At 63.3% G+C, this 22,872-nt stretch carries 17 protein-coding genes; 12 read left to right on the top strand and 5 right to left on the bottom strand.

All coding sequences use genetic code 11. The annotated features are described in order from the left end of the window. Positions 1-192: 192 nt before the first annotated feature. The 5 genes from xylA to ACMT3I_RS09580 form a co-directional block, all read right to left on the bottom strand. The gene (gene xylA / locus ACMT3I_RS09600; protein WP_414804261.1) at positions 193-1,386 is read right to left on the bottom strand and encodes a xylose isomerase; all 1,194 of its coding nucleotides are present in this window, start codon (positions 1,384-1,386) and stop codon (positions 193-195) included. A gap of 672 nt (positions 1,387-2,058) precedes the next feature. Further along, positions 2,059-4,431 (bottom strand): beta-glucosidase family protein, encoded by a 2,373-nt coding sequence (locus ACMT3I_RS09595; protein ID WP_414804260.1) that lies wholly within the window; start codon positions 4,429-4,431, stop codon positions 2,059-2,061. 23 nt (positions 4,432-4,454) lie between these two features. Continuing rightward, on the bottom strand, positions 4,455-5,315 hold the full coding sequence (locus tag ACMT3I_RS09590; RefSeq protein WP_414804259.1) for a carbohydrate ABC transporter permease: 861 nt from the start codon (positions 5,313-5,315) through the stop codon (positions 4,455-4,457). Position 5,316: 1 nt separating this feature from the next. Then, the gene (locus tag ACMT3I_RS09585) at positions 5,317-6,300 is read right to left on the bottom strand and encodes a carbohydrate ABC transporter permease (RefSeq protein WP_414804258.1); all 984 of its coding nucleotides are present in this window, start codon (positions 6,298-6,300) and stop codon (positions 5,317-5,319) included. A gap of 9 nt (positions 6,301-6,309) precedes the next feature. Further along, the gene (locus ACMT3I_RS09580; protein ID WP_414804257.1) at positions 6,310-7,605 is read right to left on the bottom strand and encodes an extracellular solute-binding protein; all 1,296 of its coding nucleotides are present in this window, start codon (positions 7,603-7,605) and stop codon (positions 6,310-6,312) included. A 261-nt stretch (positions 7,606-7,866) separates the two neighbouring features. Here ACMT3I_RS09580 and ACMT3I_RS09575 point away from each other — a divergent pair, with 261 nt between their 5' ends. The 12 genes from ACMT3I_RS09575 (at position 7,867) to menC (ending at position 22,864) form a co-directional block, all read left to right on the top strand. Continuing rightward, positions 7,867-8,916: a LacI family DNA-binding transcriptional regulator gene (locus ACMT3I_RS09575; protein ID WP_414804256.1), complete on the top strand. Its 1,050-nt coding sequence runs from the start codon at positions 7,867-7,869 to the stop codon at positions 8,914-8,916. Beyond that, the gene (locus tag ACMT3I_RS09570; protein WP_414804255.1) at positions 8,916-10,088 is read left to right on the top strand and encodes a glycerate kinase; all 1,173 of its coding nucleotides are present in this window, start codon (positions 8,916-8,918) and stop codon (positions 10,086-10,088) included. Before ACMT3I_RS09575 ends, ACMT3I_RS09570 begins: the two co-directional genes overlap by 1 nt. 124 nt (positions 10,089-10,212) lie before the next feature. After that, positions 10,213-11,226, top strand: a complete 1,014-nt coding sequence (locus tag ACMT3I_RS09565; protein ID WP_414804254.1) for a LacI family DNA-binding transcriptional regulator — start codon at positions 10,213-10,215, stop codon at positions 11,224-11,226. A gap of 129 nt (positions 11,227-11,355) precedes the next feature. Next, positions 11,356-12,660 carry an ABC transporter substrate-binding protein gene (locus ACMT3I_RS09560; protein ID WP_414804253.1) on the top strand — a complete coding sequence of 435 codons (1,305 nt, stop codon included), beginning with the start codon at positions 11,356-11,358 and terminating at the stop codon, positions 12,658-12,660. 101 nt (positions 12,661-12,761) lie between these two features. Then, the gene (locus ACMT3I_RS09555; protein WP_414804252.1) at positions 12,762-13,724 is read left to right on the top strand and encodes a carbohydrate ABC transporter permease; all 963 of its coding nucleotides are present in this window, start codon (positions 12,762-12,764) and stop codon (positions 13,722-13,724) included. A gap of 107 nt (positions 13,725-13,831) precedes the next feature. Further along, positions 13,832-14,659 (top strand): carbohydrate ABC transporter permease, encoded by an 828-nt coding sequence (locus ACMT3I_RS09550; RefSeq protein ID WP_414804490.1) that lies wholly within the window; start codon positions 13,832-13,834, stop codon positions 14,657-14,659. Positions 14,660-14,661: 2 nt separating this feature from the next. Next, positions 14,662-17,037, top strand: a complete 2,376-nt coding sequence (gene yicI, locus ACMT3I_RS09545) for an alpha-xylosidase (protein WP_414804251.1) — start codon at positions 14,662-14,664, stop codon at positions 17,035-17,037. A gap of 187 nt (positions 17,038-17,224) precedes the next feature. Then, the gene (locus ACMT3I_RS09540; RefSeq protein ID WP_414804250.1) at positions 17,225-18,424 is read left to right on the top strand and encodes an ROK family protein; all 1,200 of its coding nucleotides are present in this window, start codon (positions 17,225-17,227) and stop codon (positions 18,422-18,424) included. Positions 18,425-18,705: 281 nt separating this feature from the next. After that, positions 18,706-19,941, top strand: a complete 1,236-nt coding sequence (locus tag ACMT3I_RS09535) for a multidrug effflux MFS transporter (RefSeq protein WP_414804249.1) — start codon at positions 18,706-18,708, stop codon at positions 19,939-19,941. A gap of 66 nt (positions 19,942-20,007) precedes the next feature. Continuing rightward, positions 20,008-20,727, top strand: coding sequence for a phosphatase PAP2 family protein (locus tag ACMT3I_RS09530; protein ID WP_414804248.1), 720 nt, complete (start codon positions 20,008-20,010; stop codon positions 20,725-20,727). Between the two features lie 222 nt (positions 20,728-20,949). Further along, a complete protein-coding gene (locus ACMT3I_RS09525) occupies positions 20,950-21,741 on the top strand; it encodes a hypothetical protein (protein ID WP_414804247.1) in 792 nt (263 codons plus the stop codon). Beyond that, positions 21,731-22,864: an o-succinylbenzoate synthase gene (gene menC, locus ACMT3I_RS09520; RefSeq protein WP_414804489.1), complete on the top strand. Its 1,134-nt coding sequence runs from the start codon at positions 21,731-21,733 to the stop codon at positions 22,862-22,864. Before ACMT3I_RS09525 ends, menC begins: the two co-directional genes overlap by 11 nt. The last annotated feature ends 8 nt before the right edge of the window (positions 22,865-22,872 follow it).

The following is a 22,872-nucleotide window of genomic DNA, read 5'->3' as shown; positions in this document are numbered from 1 at the left end:
GAGCGACTCGACGACTCGAGCATTACTCCTGCAATTCAGAATGTCGACGGCCGAGATGCCCGTGATTCCGGGGGAGCCAACCACACGGCGATGAAATTGCAGGAGTTATGCAACGGCGAGGCGGACGAGTCCGAGTCAAGTTCAAGTTCAAGTTCGACTCGAACTCGCTCCGCCGCGCGCGGTTGCGCCGTTTTAGCCGCGGGCGCCCATCAGGTGCTCGAGCGCCAGCTGCTGCAGGTGCACGAAGCCGAAGCCCTTGCCACCGAAGTACGCCTCGGGAGCGAAGTCCTCGTACGAGGCGCGGTCGGCGAGCAGGTCGTCGTAGCTTTCGCCCTCGCCGAGCGTGGTGACCGACAGCTCTGGTACGCGGGACGCCGCGAGGGCTTCCTGCACCTCGGGGTCAGCGCGGAACGCCGCCGCACGCTCCTTGAGCAGCAGGTAGGTGCGCATGTTCGCCGCAGCCGATGTCCAGACGCCGGTGATGTCTTCGGTGCGTGAGGGCTTGTAGTCGAAGTGGCGGGGGCCGTCGTAAGCCTGGCCGCCATTCGGGCCACCGTTTTCGAGCAGGTCGACGAGCGAGAACGCATTCTGCAGGTCGCCGTGACCGAACACGAGGTCCTGGTCGTACTTGATGCCGCGCTGGCCGTTGAGGTCGATGTGGAACAGCTTGCCCGCATCCAGCGCCTGCGCGATGCCGGCGGTGAAGTTGAGACCGGCCATCTGCTCGTGGCCAACCTCGGGGTTGACGCCGACGAGTTCTGGGCGTTCGAGCGTGTTGATGAACGCGATGGCGTGGCCGAGTGTCGGCAGCAGGATGTCGCCACGCGGTTCGTTCGGCTTCGGCTCGATAGCGAAGCGGATGTCGTAACCCTTGTCGGTGACATAGTCGCCGAGCAGGTTGACTGCCTCGCGGTAGCGGTCGAGCGCTGCGCGGATGTCTTTGGCGGAGTCGTACTCCGCACCCTCACGGCCACCCCACATCACGAAGGTCTTGGCACCGAGCTCGGCAGCGAGGTCGAGGTTGCGCAGCACCTTGCGCAGGGCGAAGCGACGCACTGCGCGGTCGTTCGATGTGAAGCCGCCGTCTTTGAAGACCGGGGCGCTGAACAGGTTTGTGGTGACCATCGGCACGATGACGCCGGTATCGGCGAGTGCCTGCTTGAGGCGGTCGATCTGGGTCTGGCGGGCGGCATCCGTCGAGCCGAAGGCGAACAGGTCGTCGTCGTGGAAGGTGAGGCCATATGCGCCGAGTTCGTGCAGGCGGGTGACCGCTTCGACTACGTCGAGGTCGGGGCGGGTCGGCCCGCCGAAGGGGTCGGTTCCGTTGTAACCGACGGTCCACAGGCCGAAGGAGAACTTATCGGCCGGGGTGGGGGTGAGTGACATTGTCGAACTCCGATTCAGCATCAATGGTGATTTGTTGGACGTGTAAACATATTGGCACAGTGCTTGGGTCAGCGCTACCGGCCGCGCGAAAAAAAGGGGCGCGCGAGTCGATGCGAAAGCTGGTGCGGGTTCGGTGCGAGAGATAAGCGGCTTGTGCGGGGCGGATCTCTGTGCGGGCGTGGGCGGTTGGTTGTCCGATCAGCGGATCGACCTATTGTTCGGTCAGCCTGTTCGGTCCGCCTGTTCGGTCCGCCTGTTCGGTCAGCCTGTTCGGTCCGCAGCCCCGCGTGCATAACTCCTGCAATTCGGGATACCGGTCGCCGGATTCCCTGTGTTTCCGGGGAGCCAAGTTAGCCGACGGTCAAATTGCAGGAGTTATGCAGGGAGGGGGGCGTGGACCTGGCACGGGCTCAGACCCGGCCGCGGCTGAGCTCTTGGGGCACATGGATGCGGGCGGGCTTGGTCGGCTGACCCAACCGTCGTGCATAACTCCTGCAATTCGGGATACCGGCTGCCCAGGACTCCCGTGTTTCCGGGGAGCCAAGTTGGCCGGCGGTCAAATTGCAGGAGTTATGCATTTGGCAGAGTCATGAAATTGCAGGAGTTACGCATTGCAGGAGTTATGCAGTGCGTAGCTCCGCACGGGGACAACAAAACCAGCCACGCCACACCTCAGAGCCTCGCCCCGGAATCCGGCTCCACCGTGACAACCGCATGCAGCGCCCGCGTGTGGTCAACCCGCCGCACCGCACCATCGAGGCGCACCGACTGCGCGAAGACGATGTCGCCACTTGAGCGGCCGAAGCCGAGCACGATCTCGCCTGGCTCGACGATCCGGTGCCCGTCAGTTCCTGTGAAGCTCGTGAGGTCCGCCGGCACCTCGAAGCGCACGCGCGCTGCGTCCCCTGGCTCGAGCTCGAGCTTGGTGTAGCCGATCAACCGCTGCACGGGACGCACGATGCTTGCGACCGGATCGTGCAGATAGAGCTGCACGATCTCGCTGCCACCGACCTCACCGGAGTTGCGCACCTCAAGTGAGACGACAACCGAACGGTCGGTGGCGATGGACTCGGCCGACACCGCAGCATCCGACCACGTGAACGTCGAATATCCGATGCCGTGCCCGAACGGGAAGGCGGCCGTCGGGTCGATGTTCGACACGTCACTGGCAGCGGCGAGCGGTGAAGCGAGGTACGTCGACGGCTGCGCACCGGGATGGGCCGGGATGCTCACCGGCAGGCGACCGCTCGGGTTGACCCTGCCGCTCAGCACACCGGCGATGGCACCCGTTCCCTCTTCGCCAGGGAAGAACGTCTGCACGATCGCCGACGCCTCAGTGGCTGCAGAGCCCAGCGCGTACGGCCGGCCGGCGAGCAGGGTGACGACAGTCGGTGTGCCCGTTGCGAGCACGGCATCCATTAGCTGTTGCTGGGCGCCTGGCAGTTCCAGGCTCGGGGCGTCGCAGCCTTCGCCGCTCGTGCCCCTGCCGAAGAGTCCGGCGCGGTCGCCGAGCGCGAGCACAACGACATCCGCACCGGATGCCGCCGCAACAGCAACCGCGAACCCGTCGCGCTCTCCGCCGTCGACGCTGGTACCACGCGCGAAGTCGATGGCTGCATCGGGAAATTCGTGCAGCAACGACTCCAACAGGGTCGGCAACTCGAGTCCGATCGGGATCTCTGGGTGGTGCACACCCACGTGGGAGGGGAACGAATAGCAGCCGAGCACCGCGTACGGCTCGTCGGCGTTCGGGCCGATCACCGCAATGCGCTTGGGCGCCCGCAACGGCAGCACGCCGTCATTGCGCAGCAGCACGATTGCCTCTTCAGCGATACGCCGCGCGATGGCGCGGTTCGCTGCAGAGTCGAGATCGATGCTCGCCCGCAGCGCGTCGACGTTGTCGGTATCGACACCGACGAGAGCGCTGGGCACGGGCGACCAATCGGCGTCGAGCATGCCGAATTCGGCCTTCTGCCTGAGCACCCGACGCAGCGCCCTGTCAACGAACCGCTCGTCGACGCGACCTGACTCGATGGCCTCGATGAACGGCTCGGCGAACGACTTGACCGTCGGAAGCTCGACATCGATACCGGCCTCGAGCGCCAGAGCGCCGGCGGCCGTCCAGTCCTCGGCGACGCGGTGGAGCATGTTCAGAAAACCGATGGCGAAGTAGTCGGCGACGACAGTGCCGTCGAAGCCCCAGGTGTCGCGCAGCAGCTCGGTCAGCAGTGAGGCATCCGCTGCAGTCGGCACGCCGTCGATGTCTGCATACGAGTTCATTACCGAGCGCACACCACTCTCGCGCACCGCCATCTCGAACGGCGGCAGCAGTACGTCGGCCAGCTCGCGCCGACCGATGGAGACGGGCGCGAGGTTGCGACCGGCCTTCGACGCCGAGTACCCCACGAAATGCTTGAGCGTGGCGACGACATCGGCCGATTCGAGCCCGCGGATATAAGCGGATGCGATCGTGCCGATCAAATACGGATCCTCACCGATCGTCTCCTCCACGCGGCCCCACCGTGCATCGCGCACAACGTCGAGCACCGGAGCAAGTCCCTGGTGCACCCCGACCGAGCGCATGTCAGCACCGATCCGGGCGGCCATCGATGAGACAAGCTCTGGATTGAAGGTCGCGCCCCAGCTGAGGGGGACGGGGTATGCCGTCGCTCCCCACGTCGCGAACCCGGCCAGGCACTCTTCGTGGGCCATCGCTGGAATGCCGAAACGGCTGCCGTCGATGATGCGCCGCTGGGTGCGAAGCAGCGAGAGCGCGCCGACGGCGGCATCGACCGGAGCGGTGCCGAACGGTCGAGTCAGCTGCCCGAGTCCCGACGGAATCAGGTCGTTGAGATCGACATCATCGTTCAGGTCGTGCTGATGCGGGGCGACATCGCCGCCCTCAGCGGATGCCCCAACCCAGATCCCATAGAGCTGGGCCACCTTCTCGCGCAGCGACATCGCGGCGATGAGCGCATCGACCCGTTTGGAGAGGGGGAGGGTCTTGTCGTGCCACGTGCCAGATATCCGCTCGACGTCTGTCATCTCGACTCCTACTGTTTCGGTGCTCATCCCTTCACCGCCCCTGTCAGACCGCCGACGATTCGACGTTGGGCCAGCGTGAAGAACAGCAGTGCGGGCAACATTGCCAGCGAGGTGAATGCCAACACCTTCGCGGTGTCCTGCGAATACTGCGTCGAGAAGAATTGCACGCCAAGTGGCAGCGTGTACGTCGACTCGTCGTTCAGCATCAGCAGCGGCAACAGATAGGCGTTCCAGCTGCCGACGAAGGCGAGCACGCCGACGGTGACGAGGCCGGGACCCGCAAGGGGTAGCAGGATGCGCCAGAAGAAGCCGAAGCGGCTGGCGCCGTCGATGGATGCGGCATCCTCAAGTTCGACGGGGATTGCCCGGAGGAAGGGCACCAGAATAATGATCGTCACGGGAAGGGCGAACGCCACCTGCGGGATCATCACACCGGCGAGGGTGCCGAGCAGGCCGAGGCTGCGCAGCATCAGGTAGAGCGGCAACACCGCCACGGTGATGGGGAACAACAGGCCGGCTGTGAACATGGCGTAGAGCGCGTCGCGGCCCTTGAACGTGTACCTGGCGATCACGAATGCCGCCATCACGCCGAGCACGATGACACCCAGTGTTGTTCCGAACGCAGCGATCGAGCTGTTCATCACCTGGGTCCAGAATGCAGGAGACGACAGCACTTCAAGGTAGTTGCCGAAATACCACGGGTCAGGGAGCCCCCCGGGATCGGAGTTGAGCTGGGCCGTTGTGCGGAATCCGTTCACCCAGACGAAGGCGACGGGCGCGATAGTGATACCGGCGATCACCAGCGCGACGAGATAGACGAACGGCTGGCCCCAATCGAAGCCGGTGCGGCGCTTCTGGCCGCGTATAAGTGTCGAGCTGGTCATATCAACCCACTCCTTGGGTCAGGCCGCCCTCGAGGTCGCGGCGAAGTACGTACCGCTGGTACACGAGGGCGATGGCGAGCGAGATGAGGAAGAGGATGACGGCGACGGCGCTGCCGTAGCCGAGCTGGGAGCGCTGGAAACCGTACTGAACCATGTAGGTGGCCATGGTGGTCGTCGCATTTGCGGGCCCACCTCCGGTCACGATCCAGACCATGTCGAACAGCTGCAGCGAGCCGATGATCGACAGGAAGGCCCAGATGCGGATTGTCGGTCCGAGCAGTGGGATGGTGATGTGCCGCTGTACCTGCCACCAGCTGGCGCCATCGATCTGTGCAGCTTCAGAGAGCTCTTCCGGCACGCCTTGCAGCCCGGCCAGGAACAGGATGATGGCGAAGCCGACGTACTTCCAGGTGAGGATGGCGAAGAGTGTCCAGAGCACGATGTCGGAGTCGGCCAGCCAGAGCTGCTTGAGATCGCCGAGTCCGATTGATGCCAGGAACGAGTCGAACGGACCGTTCGGCTGAAGCAGCAGGCGCCAGGACAGGCCGGCAATGACCTCGCTCAGTACATAGGGAATGAAGATGATGACGCGGAAGATGGTGCGCCCGCGCAGCTTGCGGTTGATCAGAAGGGCGACGCCGATCGCGATCGGACCCTGCACGACCAGCGACGCCACAACGATGAACATGTTGTGACCGATAGCGTCGATGAAGACGGGGTCGGTGAGAGCGCGCACGTAATTGGCGGGGAAGTTGAAGTCTTCGAGCGGCCCGTAGCCGTTCCACTTGAACAGGCTGTAGACGGCGGCAAGGCCAACGGGAAGCAGCACGAACGCGAGATAGACGATGACTGCCGGCCCGACGAAGAGAGCGATCTCGAGCCGCTTCTTCACGCGCGAGGATGGCCTCCGCTGAGCGGGGGATGGCACCGGGGCCGGACCCGCGGAAACCGCGGGTCCGGTCGGTGTGGTGATGGTAGCTGACATGGTTTCTGACTACTCGGTTGCTGCCGCGTCTTGCATGCCCTTGACGATGTCCTTGGGGCTGCCCTTACCGGCGAACAGGTTGACGATGCCGTCGTTCATGGCGCCGCCGACTGTCGGACCGTACGCAGTGTCGAGCCAGAGCTGCACGTACGATGCCGAATTCTTGCCGTTGAGAACCTCAGCAAGGTTGGGATCGGTGATGCTGGTCTCGGCGCCCGACGTGACGGGGATACCGGCGCCGCTCGCACCGAACCGCTTCTGTACGTCGACGCTGGTGATGTACTTCAGCAGTTCGACGCACTCCTTCGGAGCGTTCTGCGCGCATGCGAATCCGTCACCGCCGCCGAGGGCTGCCGTCGGATCGCCGGCTGCGCCCGTGATGCCGGGAAAGTTGAACCAGCCGAGGAACGACGGAACCGTCAGGTCAGGGGTGAGACCGCCGATCACACCTGGCTCCCAGTGGCCCATGAGCTCCATGGCTGCCTGTCCGTTGGCGACGAGACCGGCGGAGCTACCTGCACCCTGCTGGGCCGGTGTGGCCAGGAAGCCTTCCTGGAATGGCTCTGAACCGAGGAACTCCTCCAGCTCATCGCCTGCCGTGACGAAGCAGTCATCGTCGAAGTTGTGGTCGGCCTGGGCCTTGGTGAGAACTTCAGGTGAGCACGACTTCAACGCGAAGTTGTACCACCAGTGCGCGGCGGGCCACTTGTCGCCCGCACCGACAGCGATCGGAGTGATGCCAGCGGACTTGAGCTTGTCGACGTCGTCGTTGAGTTCATCGAATGTCGTCGGCGCTGCGGTGATTCCGGCCTGTGCGAAGAGATCTTTGTTGTACCAGAAGCCCTCGACGCCGAAGCTGAACGGGAGCGCGTATGTTGCGCCGTCGATTTGCCATCCGCTGGCTGTCGGCCCGATGGCGTCAAGCTCGTCGCTCACGTCGGCGGAGATGTCTTTGACGTATCCTGCTTCGACCTGGGCCTTCAGCTCGCCGCCACCCCATGACTGGAAGAGATCGGGCGGAGTATTTGAACGCAATGCGTTCGGGATGAGGGTCTTCTGCAGGTCTTCGTTCTGGTATCCGGTGACCTTGACCGTGACATTGGGATGATCGGCTTCGAACTCTGCTGCCACGTCGGCCCACAGACCCTTGAGCGGATCCTGGGTGCCGTTGTGCCACCACGTGAGGGTGACTTTGCCGTCTGCATTACCGTCAGCGCCGCTCGTACTGCACCCCGTGAGCGAACCAGCTGCAATGCCGACCACCGCCGCAACGGCGAGCAATCGTGCTGTGTTGTGTCTGTTCATCATTGAACCTCTCGAAAGTTTCGACGATTTCGCCGAAAGTGCTTAGACGCTCTGATGATATGTGCCCCGCGATTTGCAGTCAAGGACAACAAAAAGGTAATTCAGGTGCGGAGTTGTGCCGGATGTTCGGCGGGATCATGGTGGAATACTGTCGTCACCCGGAAACGAAAGTTTCGATACGCTATTCGAAATCGTTTGGATTGACATCGTTGGATTGCTGCGCAAGCATCGCCGCCGAATGTCGTACGTAAGGAATCAGAAATGTTGCACGAAGAGATGGGTGACGCGACCAGGGTCACCCTGTCCTCGATCGCTGAGCAGGCAGCAGTGTCGCTACCGACGGTGTCGAAGGTGCTGAATGGCCGGGGCGACGTCGCCCCGGCGACGCGAGCGCGGGTTGAAGCGCTGCTGGCCACCAACGGTTACAGCAAGCGGGGGGATGCCGCGGCATCCGCTCCTTTGATCGAGCTGGTGTTCCACGAACTCGACAGTGCCTGGGCAATCGAGGTGATTCGCGGTGTCGAGCGAGTGGCCAGGGCCAACGGCATGAGCATCATCCTCACAGAGAGTGGTGACAGGCATTCGCCCGGTGTCGGCTGGATCGACGGCGTGCTGCAGCGCAACCCGGCCGGCGTCATCCTGATCTTCTCCGACCTCTCTGCCGACTACAAGCAGCAGCTGGCGACACGGAACATCCCATTCGTCGTTGTCGACCCGGCGGGGGATCCCGCTCCTGACGTGCCGTCGATCGGTTCGGCGAACTGGTCGGGCGGCTTTGCCGCCACCCAACACCTGGTCAGCCTGGGTCACACGCGTATCGGCATGATCAGCGGACCAGACGAGATGATGTGCAGTCGTGCGAGGGTCGGCGGATACCGTGCCGCCCTGGAGGCCGCGGGTATCGCCTTCGATCCGACACTGGTCGTTGAGGGTGATTTTCATCCGGAGGGCGGACAGCGCCGGGCGATGGAGTTGCTGCAGCGCAGCGAGCGGCCGAGTGCGATCTTCTCGGGCAGCGACCTGCAGGCGATGGGCGTGTACGAGGCGGCCCGCACCCTCGGTCTCTCGATTCCGGCCGATCTTTCGGTCGTCGGTTACGATGATTTGCCCGTCGCGCGCTGGGTCGGTCCGCCGCTGACGACAGTGCGGCAGCCCCTCACTGAGATGGCGGAGGAAGCGGCGAAGCTGGTGCTGCAGCTGCGTAAGGAGCCACAGCTGGAGAATCGCCGGATGGATCTGGCGACAAGTCTGGTTGTGCGACAGAGCACGGCGCCGCTGCCTGCTGGCGCCGCGACTGCTGAACCGGCCTGATGCGCGTCGTCATCGCCCCTGATTCATTCAAGGGAACCGCGAGTGCTCTCGAGGTTGCCGTGGCGATTGCTGACGGCTGGTTGTCGGTACGACCGGATGACGATGTGCGGCTGTTGCCGATGGCCGACGGGGGAGAGGGCACGCTTGAGGCGTTCGAGATGGCGGTGCCCGGCAGCATCCGGATGCCCGTCACCGTACGCGGCCCCGACGATCGCGCCGTCTACGCGTACTGGCTGTTGCTGCCCGATGCTCCGGATGCACCCGAACCGCCGGATGCATCCGCGCCGCTGGCTGTGCCGCTGACTGCGCCGCTGGCTGTGCCGGGCGGCACGGCTGTCGTCGAGCTTGCGAACACGAGCGGCATCGCGCTGCTCAATCCATTGCGGCCGCTCGACGCCCACACCTTCGGCTTCGGGCAGGCCATCGCTGCAGCGCTTGATCATGGCGTAGGGCGGCTGCTGCTTGCCATCGGTGGCAGCTCATCGACTGACGGCGGCGCAGGTGCCCTGCGGGCGCTCGGTGCGCGTTTCGTTGATCGGGCCGGCGATTCGATCGCACTGGGCAATCGAGGGCTTGAGAACCTGGCGGCGATCGATGTGACCGGCTTGCGATCCATTCCGGCCGGTGGCGCGCTGGTCCTCTCCGATGTGACCAATCCGCTGCTTGGGCGGTTCGGTGCCGCGAGCGTCTTCGGGCCACAGAAGGGTGCGAATACCGCACAGGTGAACGAGATGGAATCGGGGCTTCGCAACCTCACCCGGCTGCTGCCAGCGGACGCGGAGTGTCCGGGAGCGGGTGCGGCAGGGGGAACGGGGTTCGGCCTGTTGCACTGGGGTGCCGAGATCGCACCGGGTTCTGCAGCGATCGGGGCAGCGCTCGGGGTTCCGGATGCCGTGGCTACGGCATCCGTGGTGATCACCGGCGAGGGGCGATTCGACAGTCAGTCGGCCGCGGGCAAAGTACCCGCATACATAACCGGTCTGGCCAATGATTCTGGGGCGAAGGCGTTGCTCGTTGCCGGGTCGATCGGGGTACAGAGCTTTGGATTTGCCGAGGCCGTGTCGCTGACCGACCTGGCGGGCTCGCCAGCGGATGCGATGGCTGATCCGCGACGCTGGCTCCGTGATGCAGGTGTTGTGCTCGCGCTGCGGGTAGCGGATGACGCTCTCTGAGCGGCTGCTCAACTCTCTGCATTGAATTTGTCGTCAATTACCACAAATGTCTTGCGGTTCGGCATCCGGCTGTTTTAGGCTCCTGATCAACGCACTATCGAAACGTTTAGACAATGGAGTTCTGATGGCCAATATCCACGACGTTGCACGCGTCGCCGGTGTGTCCATTTCGACAGTTTCGTACGCACTTAGTGGCAAGCGGTCGATCGCAGAATCCACTCGCCGACGAATCGATCTCGCGGTGCAGGAGCTTGACTACCGGCCGAACGCCGGGGCGCAAATGCTCAAGGGCAGCCGCACAAACATCTTCGCGTTGAGTGCCCCGCTGCACTCGGGAACCTACGCTCCGGCGCACATGACTTTTGTGCTCGCAATCGTGAAGGCTGCACGCGAATACAACTATGACGTGCTGCTGCTCACGCAGGACGAAGCCACGAGCGGACTGCGCCGGGTTGCTCGGTCGTCGCTGGTCGACGGAATCCTGTTGCTTGATGTGTCGACAGAAGATGTGCGCACGGATCTCATCCGTGAGCTGGGGCTGCCGGCCACCGTTGTCGGCATCCCGAGCGACACCACCGGGCTCACCTGTGTCGACCTTGATTTCGAGCGCGCGGCCGAAATGAGCGTGCAGCGTCTGGTGGGACTCGGTCATTCGCGGATCGGGCTGCTCGGCCAGGCCCCGATCGTGTACGAGCGGGGTTCTAACTTTCCGCCGCGCTTCAGGGACTCGTTCCTGGCCGAGACCGCCAAGCATGGCATTGATTCGGCATTCATACCGTCGGCCGAGGACTCGGCCGGAGTGAAGTCGGCTCTCGACGCACTCTCTGAGGCGCTGCCGGCAATGACGGCACTGGTGCTCAACTCGAACGAACCCGTGCAGTCGATGGTGCTCGAATTATTGAGCCAGCGCGGCATCAGAGTGCCAGAAGATCTCTCGGTCGTGTCGGCCTGTTCCAGCTTCGAAACCGACCATCTGAACCCGCCGCTCGACGTCATTCCACTGCCGTCAGGCGAGTCATGTTCCCGCGCAGTTCAGCTGATCATGGCGCAGCTCCAGGGCGATGCGCTCCCACACGTCGAACTCATCGAGCCCCGCTACATCGCTCTCGGCTCAACGGCCTCCCCTCACCTTCCCTAACCGCCTCCGCATCGAAAGGACATTTTCACAGCGATTATCGAAACGTTTCGACACATTCGTTTCACGCGTCACCATGCGTCATCCCATGAATCCAAGCCGCTACGGCGGCCCTACAAGGAAGTAGTACTCATGAAGAAAAGCAGAAAGCTCCTGGCCGGCATCGCCCTCCTGGGCGCCAGTGCTCTGGTCCTCTCCGGCTGCTCGGCCTCCGGCTCCGGTGATTCGGCCGAAGATGGCAAGACCCTGAAGCTCTGGCACTTCGAGAGCGCAGACAGTGCGATGGGAATCGCCTGGGACGAGGCAATCAAGACTTTCGAAGAGGAGACGGACGCAACCGTCGAATTCGAAGAGAAGAGCTTCGAGCAGATCCGCTCCACCGCGAGCCAGGTGCTGAACTCCAACGAGGCGCCAGACGTGCTCGAGTACAACAAGGGCAACGCCACCGCCGGCCTGCTGGCCAGCCAGGGGCTGCTGTCCAACCTCGATGACGCTGTTGATGAATTCGGCTGGGCAGACAAGCTCGCCCCATCGCTGCAGACAACGGCCAAATACGACGACAACGGTGTCATGGGTGATGGCTCCTGGTACGGCGTGCCGAATTACGGCGAGTACGTCGAGGTCTACTACAACAAGGACATGTTCGCGGCCAACGGCCTCGAGGTCCCGACAACGCTGTCCGAGTTCGAAGACGTGCTCGCTGCGTTCCAGGCGAAGGGGATCACCCCGCTCGCCGAGGCCGCAACCGAGTACCCGCTTGGTCAGCTCTGGTACCAGCTCGCGCTGGCGAAGGCCGACCGTGACTGGGTGAATGACTACCAGCTCTACAGCAACCCCATCGACTGGCAGGGCCCTGAGATCAGCTACGCCACCCAGACGATCAAGGATTGGACGGATGCCGGCTACATCAGCACGGATGCAACCGGCCTGAAGGCTGAAGATGCCGGCACCTCCTTCATCGACGGCACGTACCCGATCTTCTTCTCCGGTAGCTGGTGGTACAACCGCTTCACGACAGAAGCAACTGGCTTCGACTGGGGTACCTTCCTCTTCCCTGAGACCGAGCTGTCACCCGGATCCGCCGGCAACATGTGGGTCGTGCCTGAGAACGCGAAGAACAAGGAACTGGCATACAAATTCATTGACATCACGATGCGTCCAGAAATCCAGGCGCTGATTGGCAACAACGGTGGAATTCCTGTAGCGGCGAACACCGCTGACATCACCGACCCGAAGAGCCAGGAACTCATTGCGAACTTCAACGCGCTGACCGAGAAGGATGGCATCGCCTTCTACCCGGACTGGCCCACCTCGACGTTCTACGACGAGCTGAATGCCGGCCTGCAGGAGCTCTTGAACGGTACCAAGTCGGTCAAGGACGTTCAGAAGCAGCTCGGTGAGCAGTACCAGTCAGGCGTCGACGACATCGTCGGCTAACTCCGGGCAGCTGCCGCACAAATCGCACCATTCGCACCATCCGTTCCACTAGCCGGGGGCCTGACACGGCCCCCGGCTACCTCGCAAGGATAGGAATTCGCATGGCGACTTCTCTCGCAATCGACGAACCGGTACGTCGAAAGCCGCAGTACCGCAGCCTCATCCCCGGCAGCAGCAGTAAGGGCTTCTGGGTGTACCTCGTGCCAGGCCTCACGCTGATCACCCTGATCATCCTGATTCCGCTGGTCTGGAACATCTACCTTACCTTCACGCAATACCGGGGCATCAAGCCCCCGGAGTGGATTGGGCTCGACAACTGGGAGAAGCTCCTCGGTGACAGCACATTCTGGGCGTCGTTCGGCAACTCGATCGCCATGGTGGTTGCCATGGTCGTCGTGCCAACACTGCTCGGACTCGTGCTCGCCGCCATGCTCTTCGACCTCATCGGCAAGAAGTTCGGCGGCAAGCTCGCCAGCTTCCTTCGCGCTACCTATTACCTGCCGCAGATCCTGCCAGCGGTGATCGCCGCAATCGTGATCGGCTGGATCCTTCGGCCGCAGAATGGCGCGCTCAACCAGGTGCTTGAGGCAATCGGGCTCGGCTCACTGCAGCACAACTGGCTCGGCAGCCCTGACACCGCGCTTCCCAGCATCATGATCATCATGATCTGGGTACAGCTTGGCTACCCAATCGTCATCTTCATGGCCGCGCTGCAACGCGTCGACCCCGAACTCTACGAGGCTGCAGAGCTCGATGGGGCGAACTGGTTCCAGCGATTCCGTGCCATCACGGTCAGCATCATCCGGCCTGAGATCTTCGTCGTCACCCTCACTTGCACGATCGCGGCGCTCAAGGTGTTCGGCCCCATTTACACCCTGACCGGCGGTGGCCCAGGCACGTCGACCATCGTGCCGGCCTACTACGCGTACAGCGAGTTCTTCCAGTCACAGCAGGTCGGATACGGAGCCACCATCGCAACGGCGCTGACGATCGTGGTCGCCGCTGTCGCAGTGGTATTCGTCATCGCCCAGACCCGGCTCGAGCGCAAGGAAGAGGAACGCTGATGTCGTCAACCACCCTGAAGAATCCGGCAGACGCCGCCCTCCCGAAGCCCGCTCCCACACCACAGCCTGCGCCGTCGCGCCCCACCGCGAAAAAGGGCAAGGGAGGGATGACGAGAAAGACGCCTGGCGACTGGCTCATCCTCGTCGTCGCCATCCTGATCGGCCTGCTCATCGCCGTGCCGTTCCTTCTGATCCTGCTCAACTCGTTCAAATCGCCGAGTGAGTACAACACGTCTGGCCCTCTCTCCCTGCCGAAGGAGCTCTATTTCGACGGGCTGACCTCGTTCTGGCAGCGCGTTAACTTCCCGCAGAAACTCTGGAACAGTTTCTTCATCTCAGGAACCGTCGCAGTTCTCGCCGTCGTCATCTCGCTGCTGAACGCCTTCGCGCTCGGCATCGGCCGGGTCAAGGGCCGCACCTGGATCGTGCTCCTCATCCTGCTGGCCAACATGCTGCCGCAGGAGGTGCTGCTCTACCCGCTGTACTTCATGTTCAAGCTGGTCGGACTGTACGACAACCAGTGGGCCGTCATCATCATCTTCGTGGTGATCCAGAGCGCGTTCGGCACCTATCTGCTGGCATCCGTGCTCGGCACCTTCCCGCGCGAGATCCTCGAGGCCGCCTCGATCGATGGCGCGAGCCGATTCACCATCCTCTGGCGGGTCGTCTTCCCCATCACGCGACCCACGCTCAGTGTGCTGCTGATCTTCTTCTTTATCTGGACCTGGAACGAATTCCTGATTCCGCTCACCTTCCTGGTGAGCAACGCGACCCAAACCGTTCCCGTCGCGATCAGCGTGCTGCAGGGTGACCGCATGATGGACGTCACCACCACGAGCGCATCCGCTCTGCTTGGCCTGTTGCCCACGCTGATCTTCTTCCTCATCTTCCAACGCACCCTCACCAGGGGCATCACCGCAGGGGCAGTCAAGTAGTTATGAAATTCACCGATGGATTCTGGCACGTCAGGCCCGGCGTCGATGCCCTCTACGCTCAGGAGGCATACGACATCGATCAGCGTGGCAATAGCCTGCAAATCTCTGCACCCACCAAAGTCATCGAGCGTCGCGGAGACGTGCTCAACCGGGCGTTGCTCGGGATTACTCTGTCGTCGCCGCTTGAGGGCGTCATCCGTGTTCGGATTGAGAAAAACACCGGCGGCGATACCGGCCCCGGCTTCGAGCTCGTCGGTGAAGAACCAGGCCACGGCGAGGTCGCGGTGACGGATGCCGACGGCACGATCACTGCAGGACCCCTCACCGCTCGCATCACCCGCGGTGCGCCGTGGAACCTGACATTCGATGCAGAAGGCACGCGCCTCACATCCAGTGGCCACAAGTCGATCGGCTACCTCACCCTCGACGACGATGCGCCGATCACCACCGAGCCAGCCGGGGTATCCGGCGTGACAACGACGGGTCTGGCACCGGCATCCGCTTATGTGCACGGCCGCCTCTCGCTCGGCGTCGGGGAACTCGTCTACGGGCTCGGTGAACGGTTCGGCCCGCTCGTGAAGAACGGCCAGACCATCGACATCTGGAATGCCGATGGCGGCACGTCGAGCGAGCAGTCGTACAAGAACATCCCGTTCTACCTCACTAACCGCGGCTACGGTGTGCTCGTCAACCACCCGGAGCACGTCTCGTTCGAGGTCGGCACCGAGTCGGTCGAGGAGGTGCAGTTCTCGGTTGCGGGCGAGGCCCTGGAATACCTGGTGATTTACGGGCCAACCAAGAAGGAGATCCTCGAGCGTTACACGCGCCTCACCGGGCGTCCTGCCCGCGTTCCTGCCTGGTCATACGGACTGTGGCTGTCGACCTCTTTCACCACCCAGTACGACGAAGCCACAGTGAACAGCTTCATTGATGGCATGGCCGAGCGCGACCTGCCGCTCTCCGTGTTCCACTTTGACTGCTTCTGGATGCGCGAATTCAACTGGACCGACTTCGAGTGGGACCCTCGCGTCTTCCCAGACCCTGAGGGCATGCTGGCCAGGCTGCACGACAAGAACCTGCACGTCAGCGCCTGGATCAACCCCTACATCGCCCAGCGCGCCGACATCTTCGCCGAGGCCAAGGCAGCCGGCTACCTCGTGAAGAAGCCGAACGGCGACGTCTGGCAGTGGGACATGTGGCAGGCAGGCATGGGCCTGGTCGACTTCACTAACCCGGAGGCCGTCACCTGGTTCCAGGGCAAGTTGCGTCACCTCTTCAGCCAGGGCGTCGACGCCATCAAGACCGACTTCGGCGAACGCATCCCAACGGATGTGGTTTGGCACGACGGCAGCTCGCCTCTCGTCATGCACAACCTCTATACCCAGCTCTACAACAAGGCCGTCTTCGAGGTGCTGCAAGAGCACAGGGGCGAGGGGGATGCCGTGCTGTTCGCTCGGTCTGCCACTGTCGGTGGTCAGCAGCAGCCGGTGCACTGGGGTGGAGATAACTCATCCAGCTTCGAATCGATGGCCGAGACGCTGCGCGGCGGACTGTCGCTAGCCTTCAGCGGCTTCGGCTACTGGAGCCACGACATCGGCGGATTCGAGGGCATGCCAGACGCCGCTGTCTTCAAACGCTGGCTGGCCTTCGGCCTGATGTCGAGTCACTCCCGGCTGCACGGGTCAACGAGCTACCGGGTGCCGTGGCTGTTCGACGACGGCAGCGAGGCGCCAGGCCAGAGCGCTGTCGACGTGACCCGTCGCTTCACGACGCTCAAGTTGGCGTTGATGCCATACCTCTACGAGGTCGGGCTGGAAGCGCACAGGAGCGGTACCCCGTTCATGCGTCCGATGCAGCTGGAATTCGGCGATGACCCAGCCACCGAGTACCTCGATCGGCAATACCTGCTCGGTCCGGACTTGCTCGTCGCGCCGGTCTTCAGCGCTGCAGGAGAGGTGCGGTACTACCTGCCGGCGGGCACGTGGACCAACTACCTCACCGGTGTTGTCGTCTCCGGAGGAGGCTGGCGCACCGAGACCCACGCGTTCGACAGCATCCCGCTGTGGGTGCGCGAGGGGGCCGTCATCGTCACGGGCTCGCGTACCGACAGGCCCGACTACGACTACACCGACGGAGCATTGCTCACCGTCTACCCGGGCTTCAGCGGCACCCGCACCGTCGAGGTCACCAATCCTCTCGACGGGTCGGTCGTCACCTTTACCGTCACCGAAACGGATGGCGACATCACGGTGAGCGCGGCGTCATCGGTCTCGCGGCCCGCGCCCGCATTCAGCGCTCGCCGCGCAGGCGGCGACACCGGTCGCGCAATAGACGGAAAGGTCGTCATCTGCGCGAAATCGGAGTTGTGGTCGTTCTGAGCGCCCCATAACGACCACAACTCCGATTTCGCGCCGATTTGTAGACTGCCACCACAAAATTGGGTTGGCGTGAACCTACACTGCATCTCGGCGGGTAATCTTGAGCGATCCGGATCGCCAGCGGATGACTAGCAGTCACGGCTGAGCGGGTAGCTGGTCAGGGGTGTTGACGCGAAAGAGGCAGACCGTGCAGGGAAACAATCATGACGACGTCAGGCGGCACAATCTGTCGACGATCCTGCGCCTGGTGCATCGAAATGGTGCCTCTTCACGATCCCAGCTGACCCGCCTTACAGGTCTGAACAGGTCGACTATCGCGGCGTTGGTCGCAGAACTCGTCGAACTTGGCCTCGCGGTCGAGCGGGAGCCTGACCACACCAACCAGGTCGGTCGTCCCAGCCCGATCGTCGCAGTGAACGAGCACGTCGTCGCTGTGGCCATCAACCCCGAAATCGATGCCATCACAGTGGGGATCGTCGGTCTCGATGGGACCGTGCACCGTCGCATCCGCCATGCTGTCGACGCCGCGCCGACCGCGGTCGAGGCGGTGGACATCGCCGTCCGCGTCATCGCTGACCTCCGTACCGAACTCGACCCGAACGCACGGATTGTCGGAATCGGCGTTGCCGTGCCTGGACTCGTCCGTGCCCAGGACGGACTCGTGCGGCACGCCCCGCACCTCGGTTGGGTCGACGAACCGCTGGCCGAAATGCTGGAGCTGGCGACCGGTTATCCGGTCTTCGCCGCCAACGATGCCAGCCTCGGCGCGATGGCCGAGCGGTATTTCGGCGCGGGCAAGGGCCTCACCGATCTCATCTACCTCAACGGCGGTGCCAGCGGAATCGGTGGCGGTCTCATCGTCGGCGGCGTTGCCATCGGCGGGGTCGACGGCTACGCGGGCGAGTTCGGCCACACCAGGGTGAGCAGCAGCGGCAACACAGATTCTGCCGGCGTCACCGGCACGCTTGAGGCCGAGGTTACCCGCCGCGACCTGCTGCGCGTTCTCGGACTTGCCAGTGCGGATGCCGACGAGCTGGAGCGCGCTCTCCTCGCCTCTGACTCCGCCGAGGTTCGCGCCACGGTCAATGCCCAACTCGACTATCTGGGCGTCGCGCTGGCCGGGGCCGTCAACATCCTGAACCCGCAGCTGATCGTGCTTGGCGGATTCCTCGCTTCATTGCTCGTCGTCGACCCCGAGCGATTGCTCGCAGCTGTTGCCGAAAACGCGCTTCCCGCGTCGTTCGGCAGCGTGCGCGTCAGCGCGGCGGAACTCGGCTCCAACCTGCTGATGATCGGGGCGGCAGAGCTCGCGTTCGAGCGGGTGCTGGGTGACCCGAGCGGATTCGAGGCAGTCACTTTGGCGTCAAGTGCGGCCGCGCCGGCCTGACGACGGCCGATTTCAAAATAGAGCCAAATTCTGTTTTGTGACGGACCCCGCGCGCCATTAGGCTGATCCGTGACGCTATCGAATCGATTCGATTGGGAATGCGGAACGCGACGGACGGCTTTTAGTCTCTTGGTTGTGTACCGATTCGTGTCACTGCCTCCTGTCGCCGCAGCCAGATTCGGTCAGTGCTCCTGCATCGTTGTACACCTGTGCGCGCGAACGGGGCCTGCCGAGCCGGATGAGCTTCCCATTCCACCCCACAACGTCAAGGACACCAGTTAGTGAGTTCTGTTTTTCACCCCGGAGACCGTCTTTCCGCCCGCCAGCGACTGGTCTACATCCTGGTTCTCGGCGCGCTCACCGCACTCGGTCCGTTCACGATCGACCTGTACCTCCCGGCATTCCCCACGCTCGAGCGTGAACTCGGTGTGTCAGCTGCCGCAATCCAGCTCACGCTGACCGGAACAATGATCGGGTTCGGTGTCGGGCAGCTCGTTGTCGGACCGTGGAGCGACAAGATCGGCCGCAGGCTGCCCCTGATCCTGGCGACGGCATTCCACGTGCTCGCCTGTGTGGGTGCAGCGCTGTCCCAGGACATTGTGTGGCTCGGTGTGTTCCGCGTGCTGCAGGGCTTCGGTGCTGCTGCCGGTGGTGTGGTTGCCATGGCGATGGTCCGGGATCTCTTCGGTGGCAAGCCCCTCGTCAAGATGCTCTCCAGGCTCGCCCTGGTGAACGGTCTCGCGCCGGTACTGGCGCCCGTGCTCGGCTCGCAGCTGTTGCTGGTGATGGACTGGCGCGGCATCTTCTGGGTCCTTGCGATCTACGGCACCCTCGTCATCGCCGCCGTCCTGCTCTTCCTCGTTGAGACCCTTCCGAAGGAAGAGCGCCACGTGGCCGGGCACAGCAGCCTGGGGCAGCGGTTCAAGGCGGTTCTGACTGACCGAATCTTCGTCGGCGTCGCCATCGTGGGCGCCATGACGTTCACCGGACTGTTCGCCTACCTCTCGTCGTCGTCGTTCCTGTTCCAGCAGGTCTACGAATTCAACCCGCAGCAGTACGGGGTGCTGTTCGCCGTCAACTCGATCGGCGTCATCATCGGCGTGCAGACCAGTTCGCGGCTTATGCACAAAATGGATGTGCCGCCGCAGTGGATCCTGGTGGCCACGACATCCGCGATGGCTGTGATGGCAATCCTCATCGTTGTGCTTGACCAGGCCAGCGTCGGTCTCTGGGGCACGCTGATCCCGCTCTGGTTCTTCATCGCCGCCTGTGGTTTCAGCTTCCCCTGCACGCAAGTCATCGCGCTCAACGGTCACGGACACGAGGCCGGAACCGCAGCATCGTTGCTTGGCGCCCTCAACTTCGGCATCGCGGGCCTCGTCTCGCCAATCGTCGGCTGGCTCGGTGTCGAGACGGCAACCCCGATGGGTGCGGTGATGATCGTGACGTCATCTATCGCGATCATCGTGTTGTGGACTGTGGTTCGCCCGAGGTCGGTTCCTGCGCTGTCGCACTAACCGCGCTGTCGCACTAGTCGGCCGTTTCACCCACGTGGTATCTGATCCCTCGCTTAGCATGGACAAATGAATCACAGTGAGCAGCAGCCGACGGATGCCGCGAGCCCGAACGCCAAGCGCATCAGTCATCGCTGGCCGCTGATCAGCGGAATCGGAGCGCTGGTGCTGGCCGGTCTGCTCGGAGCCCTGCTCATCGTCAGGGCCAATGGAGAGCCGACAGTGCTCGATGTCGAGTGGATGAGTGAGATCATCGAGCACCGCTCTCCGTGGTGGACCGTGCCCTCGTTAGCGATGAACTACATTGGTGGCGGCATCATTGGAATCTTCGTGGTGCCGATCGTGATCATCGTTGCGCTCCTGCTTGTCAAGCGGCCTACCGCCGCGCTCTACTATCTGGCGGCCACCCTGCTCAGTAGCGCCGTCGTGCAGATCCTGAAAAACGTCTTCGGCCGTGCCAGGCCAGAAGACATTCTTGTGACCTCCGATTTCGGTTCATTCCCATCGGGGCATGTAGCGAATGCGGCAACGATGGCTGTGACTCTCGGCATCATCTTTCCGCGCGTCTGGGTGTGGGTGGCCGGGGCGATCTACACGGTGGTCATGATGCTCAGCCGCACCTATCTCGGCGCCCACTGGCTCACCGATACCATCGGCGGACTGCTCGTCGGTATTGGAGTGGCAATCGTGGTCTGGGTGCCGCTGGCAGCCCGCCTTGACGGCGAACGAAATCTGCGTCAGAGACCGAACGCGGATGGGGGAGCGACCCCCGCTCGCTCTGCGCACTAGCGCCTGCGCAGCTCAATTGCCTACCCCCTTTTAGGGGATGGACATTCACGAGCCCGAGCCGTTAGCTGTTCATCGGGGGGCAGCAATCTTGTCCGTTGATCGACGTGTTGCCGCTGTAGCCGGGCGAGCAGGTCTCGGCTGCAGCGGCGAGCGCGTCAATCGAGAGCACTGACCGGCAGCGCCTTACTGCGTACTGCCCTGTCTGTGTGGTCTACTCGAAGCATGACCGATGACCGAGAGCTCGTGCGTGAGGCATACCGCCTGGCGGAGGCCGCAGCGGTGGCCGCAGGCGTAAGCGTGCGGATGGCCGAGCCGGGTGACATGAGCGCGGTGATCGGCCTGTTCGAACGTACCTGGGGCGTGGGCAGAAGCCCCGACCGCTCTTTCCTGCTTGCCCTCGACTACGCGGGAAACACCGTGCTGATCGCCACGGCCGATAGTCGACCCGTTGGTGCCGCGCTCGGCTTCCTGGGCTGGAGCGACGGCATCCACCTGCACTCGCATATGGCGGCGGTAGTGCCGTGGCAGCGAAGCGGCGGTGTCGGGTATGCCATCAAGCTCTTCCAGCGGGCCCTGTGCCTGGAACATGGCGTGGCTGACATGCGCTGGACGTTCGATCCGCTTATCCGCCGCAACGCCCACTTCAACCTGGTGAAGTTGGGTGCAGAGGCCGTGCGGTTCCTGCCCGATTTCTACGGTCAGCTCGACGATGCGATCTCGGGAAGTGATCGCAGCGATCGCTTCGAGGTGCGCTGGGACTTGTCCTCACCGCGGGTGATCAATGCCCTGACGGGAGTGAAGCCGCCGGAATGGACGGCGCTCGGCGAATACGCTCTGGCGCCCGACTTCGAACAGCTGCGCGTCGATGACCTTGACGCGGCCTCGGCCATGCGGGTTGAATCGCGCGTGGTGTTCACGGATGCCTTCTTGCTCGGGCTGCGTCCCGAACTCAATGCGATCAACGACTACGTGCTCACCTCCGATGCGCCGAATGGAATACCTCGTGAAGCTTGAGTCGATCACCCTGCACCGCATTGCGATGCCGCTGGTACGACCGTTCGAGACCTCATTCGGCAGGCAGACGGCCCGGGTCGTGCTGTTGGTGCATGTCAGGGGAGACGTCGACGGAGCGGCGTCCGAGGGGTGGGGTGAGTGTGTCGCCATGGACGCGCCGCTGTACAGCTCGGAGTACGTCGATGGCTGCGAGCATGTCATTCGGCACTATCTGGCCCCCGCACTGCTTGCGGCAGCGGATGTGACAGCCGACAGTGTTGCCAGGACGCTCAAGTTCGTCGTCGGTCATCGAATGGCGAAGGCCGCCCTTGAAGCAGCGGTCCTCGATGCCGAGTTGCGGGCATCCGGCATGTCACTCGGCACCTATTTCGGTGCGGCTACCGACTGGGTCGATTGTGGCGTCTCGGTGGGAATCAGTCCAGACATCGACACACTGCTCGCCGAAGTATCGAGCTACGTTGATGCGGGCTACCGGCGGATCAAACTGAAGATCAAACCAGGCTGGGACCTTGCTCCTGTCGCCGCTGTGCGTGCACTCATCGGAGCGGATGCCGCCCTGCAGGTCGACGCGAACACCGCGTACACCGTCGACGACATCGACCACCTGCGCCAGCTCGACCCGTTCAACCTGCTGCTCATCGAGCAGCCGTTCGTCGAAGAAGATATCGCTGCACACGTGTTGCTTGCGCACGCGATCACGACGCCGGTGTGCCTCGACGAGTCGATCGTCAACGTCGACGTCGCCATCGACGCGATCGAACGCGGTGCCACATCGGTGATCAATATCAAGGCCGGACGCGTCGGCGGCTACCTTGAGGCCGTGCGGATCCACGATGTCTGCCTGGCGCTCGACGTTCCGGTCTGGTGCGGCGGGATGCTGGAGACAGGTATCGGCCGTGCAGCAAATGTTGCTCTCGCCGCGCTACCCGGATTCAGCGTGCCGGGTGACACCTCGGCCTCTGACAGGTATTTCGCCGAAGACGTGATTGAGGAGCCGTTTATTCTCGGCAACGACGAGCACCGCGGGCAGCTACGGGTGCCGACCGGGCCGGGCATCGGTGTCACCGTTCGCGACGACCTCGTGCGGGATTGGGCGCTGGCCGCACCGCTCGTACTTGTCTGAGCTGCGAG

It is taken from the genome of Leifsonia sp. A12D58 (assembly GCF_047530025.1).
GTDB lineage: Bacteria > Actinomycetota > Actinomycetes > Actinomycetales > Microbacteriaceae > Cryobacterium.
This window is presented reverse-complemented; position numbering and strand designations above follow the sequence as displayed.

Coding starts and splice junctions, on each gene's coding strand:
- xylA (WP_414804261.1), bottom strand. CDS start 1,386: ATGTCACTCACCCCCACCCCGGCCGATAAGTTCTCCTTCGGCCTGTGG.
- ACMT3I_RS09595 (WP_414804260.1), bottom strand. CDS start 4,431: ATGACAGACGTCGAGCGGATATCTGGCACGTGGCACGACAAGACCCTC.
- ACMT3I_RS09590 (WP_414804259.1), bottom strand. CDS start 5,315: ATGACCAGCTCGACACTTATACGCGGCCAGAAGCGCCGCACCGGCTTC.
- ACMT3I_RS09585 (WP_414804258.1), bottom strand. CDS start 6,300: ATGTCAGCTACCATCACCACACCGACCGGACCCGCGGTTTCCGCGGGT.
- ACMT3I_RS09580 (WP_414804257.1), bottom strand. CDS start 7,605: ATGAACAGACACAACACAGCACGATTGCTCGCCGTTGCGGCGGTGGTC.
- ACMT3I_RS09575 (WP_414804256.1), top strand. CDS start 7,867: ATGTTGCACGAAGAGATGGGTGACGCGACCAGGGTCACCCTGTCCTCG.
- ACMT3I_RS09570 (WP_414804255.1), top strand. CDS start 8,916: ATGCGCGTCGTCATCGCCCCTGATTCATTCAAGGGAACCGCGAGTGCT.
- ACMT3I_RS09565 (WP_414804254.1), top strand. CDS start 10,213: ATGGCCAATATCCACGACGTTGCACGCGTCGCCGGTGTGTCCATTTCG.
- ACMT3I_RS09560 (WP_414804253.1), top strand. CDS start 11,356: ATGAAGAAAAGCAGAAAGCTCCTGGCCGGCATCGCCCTCCTGGGCGCC.
- ACMT3I_RS09555 (WP_414804252.1), top strand. CDS start 12,762: ATGGCGACTTCTCTCGCAATCGACGAACCGGTACGTCGAAAGCCGCAG.
- ACMT3I_RS09550 (WP_414804490.1), top strand. CDS start 13,832: ATGACGAGAAAGACGCCTGGCGACTGGCTCATCCTCGTCGTCGCCATC.
- yicI (WP_414804251.1), top strand. CDS start 14,662: ATGAAATTCACCGATGGATTCTGGCACGTCAGGCCCGGCGTCGATGCC.
- ACMT3I_RS09530 (WP_414804248.1), top strand. CDS start 20,008: ATGAATCACAGTGAGCAGCAGCCGACGGATGCCGCGAGCCCGAACGCC.
- ACMT3I_RS09525 (WP_414804247.1), top strand. CDS start 20,950: ATGACCGATGACCGAGAGCTCGTGCGTGAGGCATACCGCCTGGCGGAG.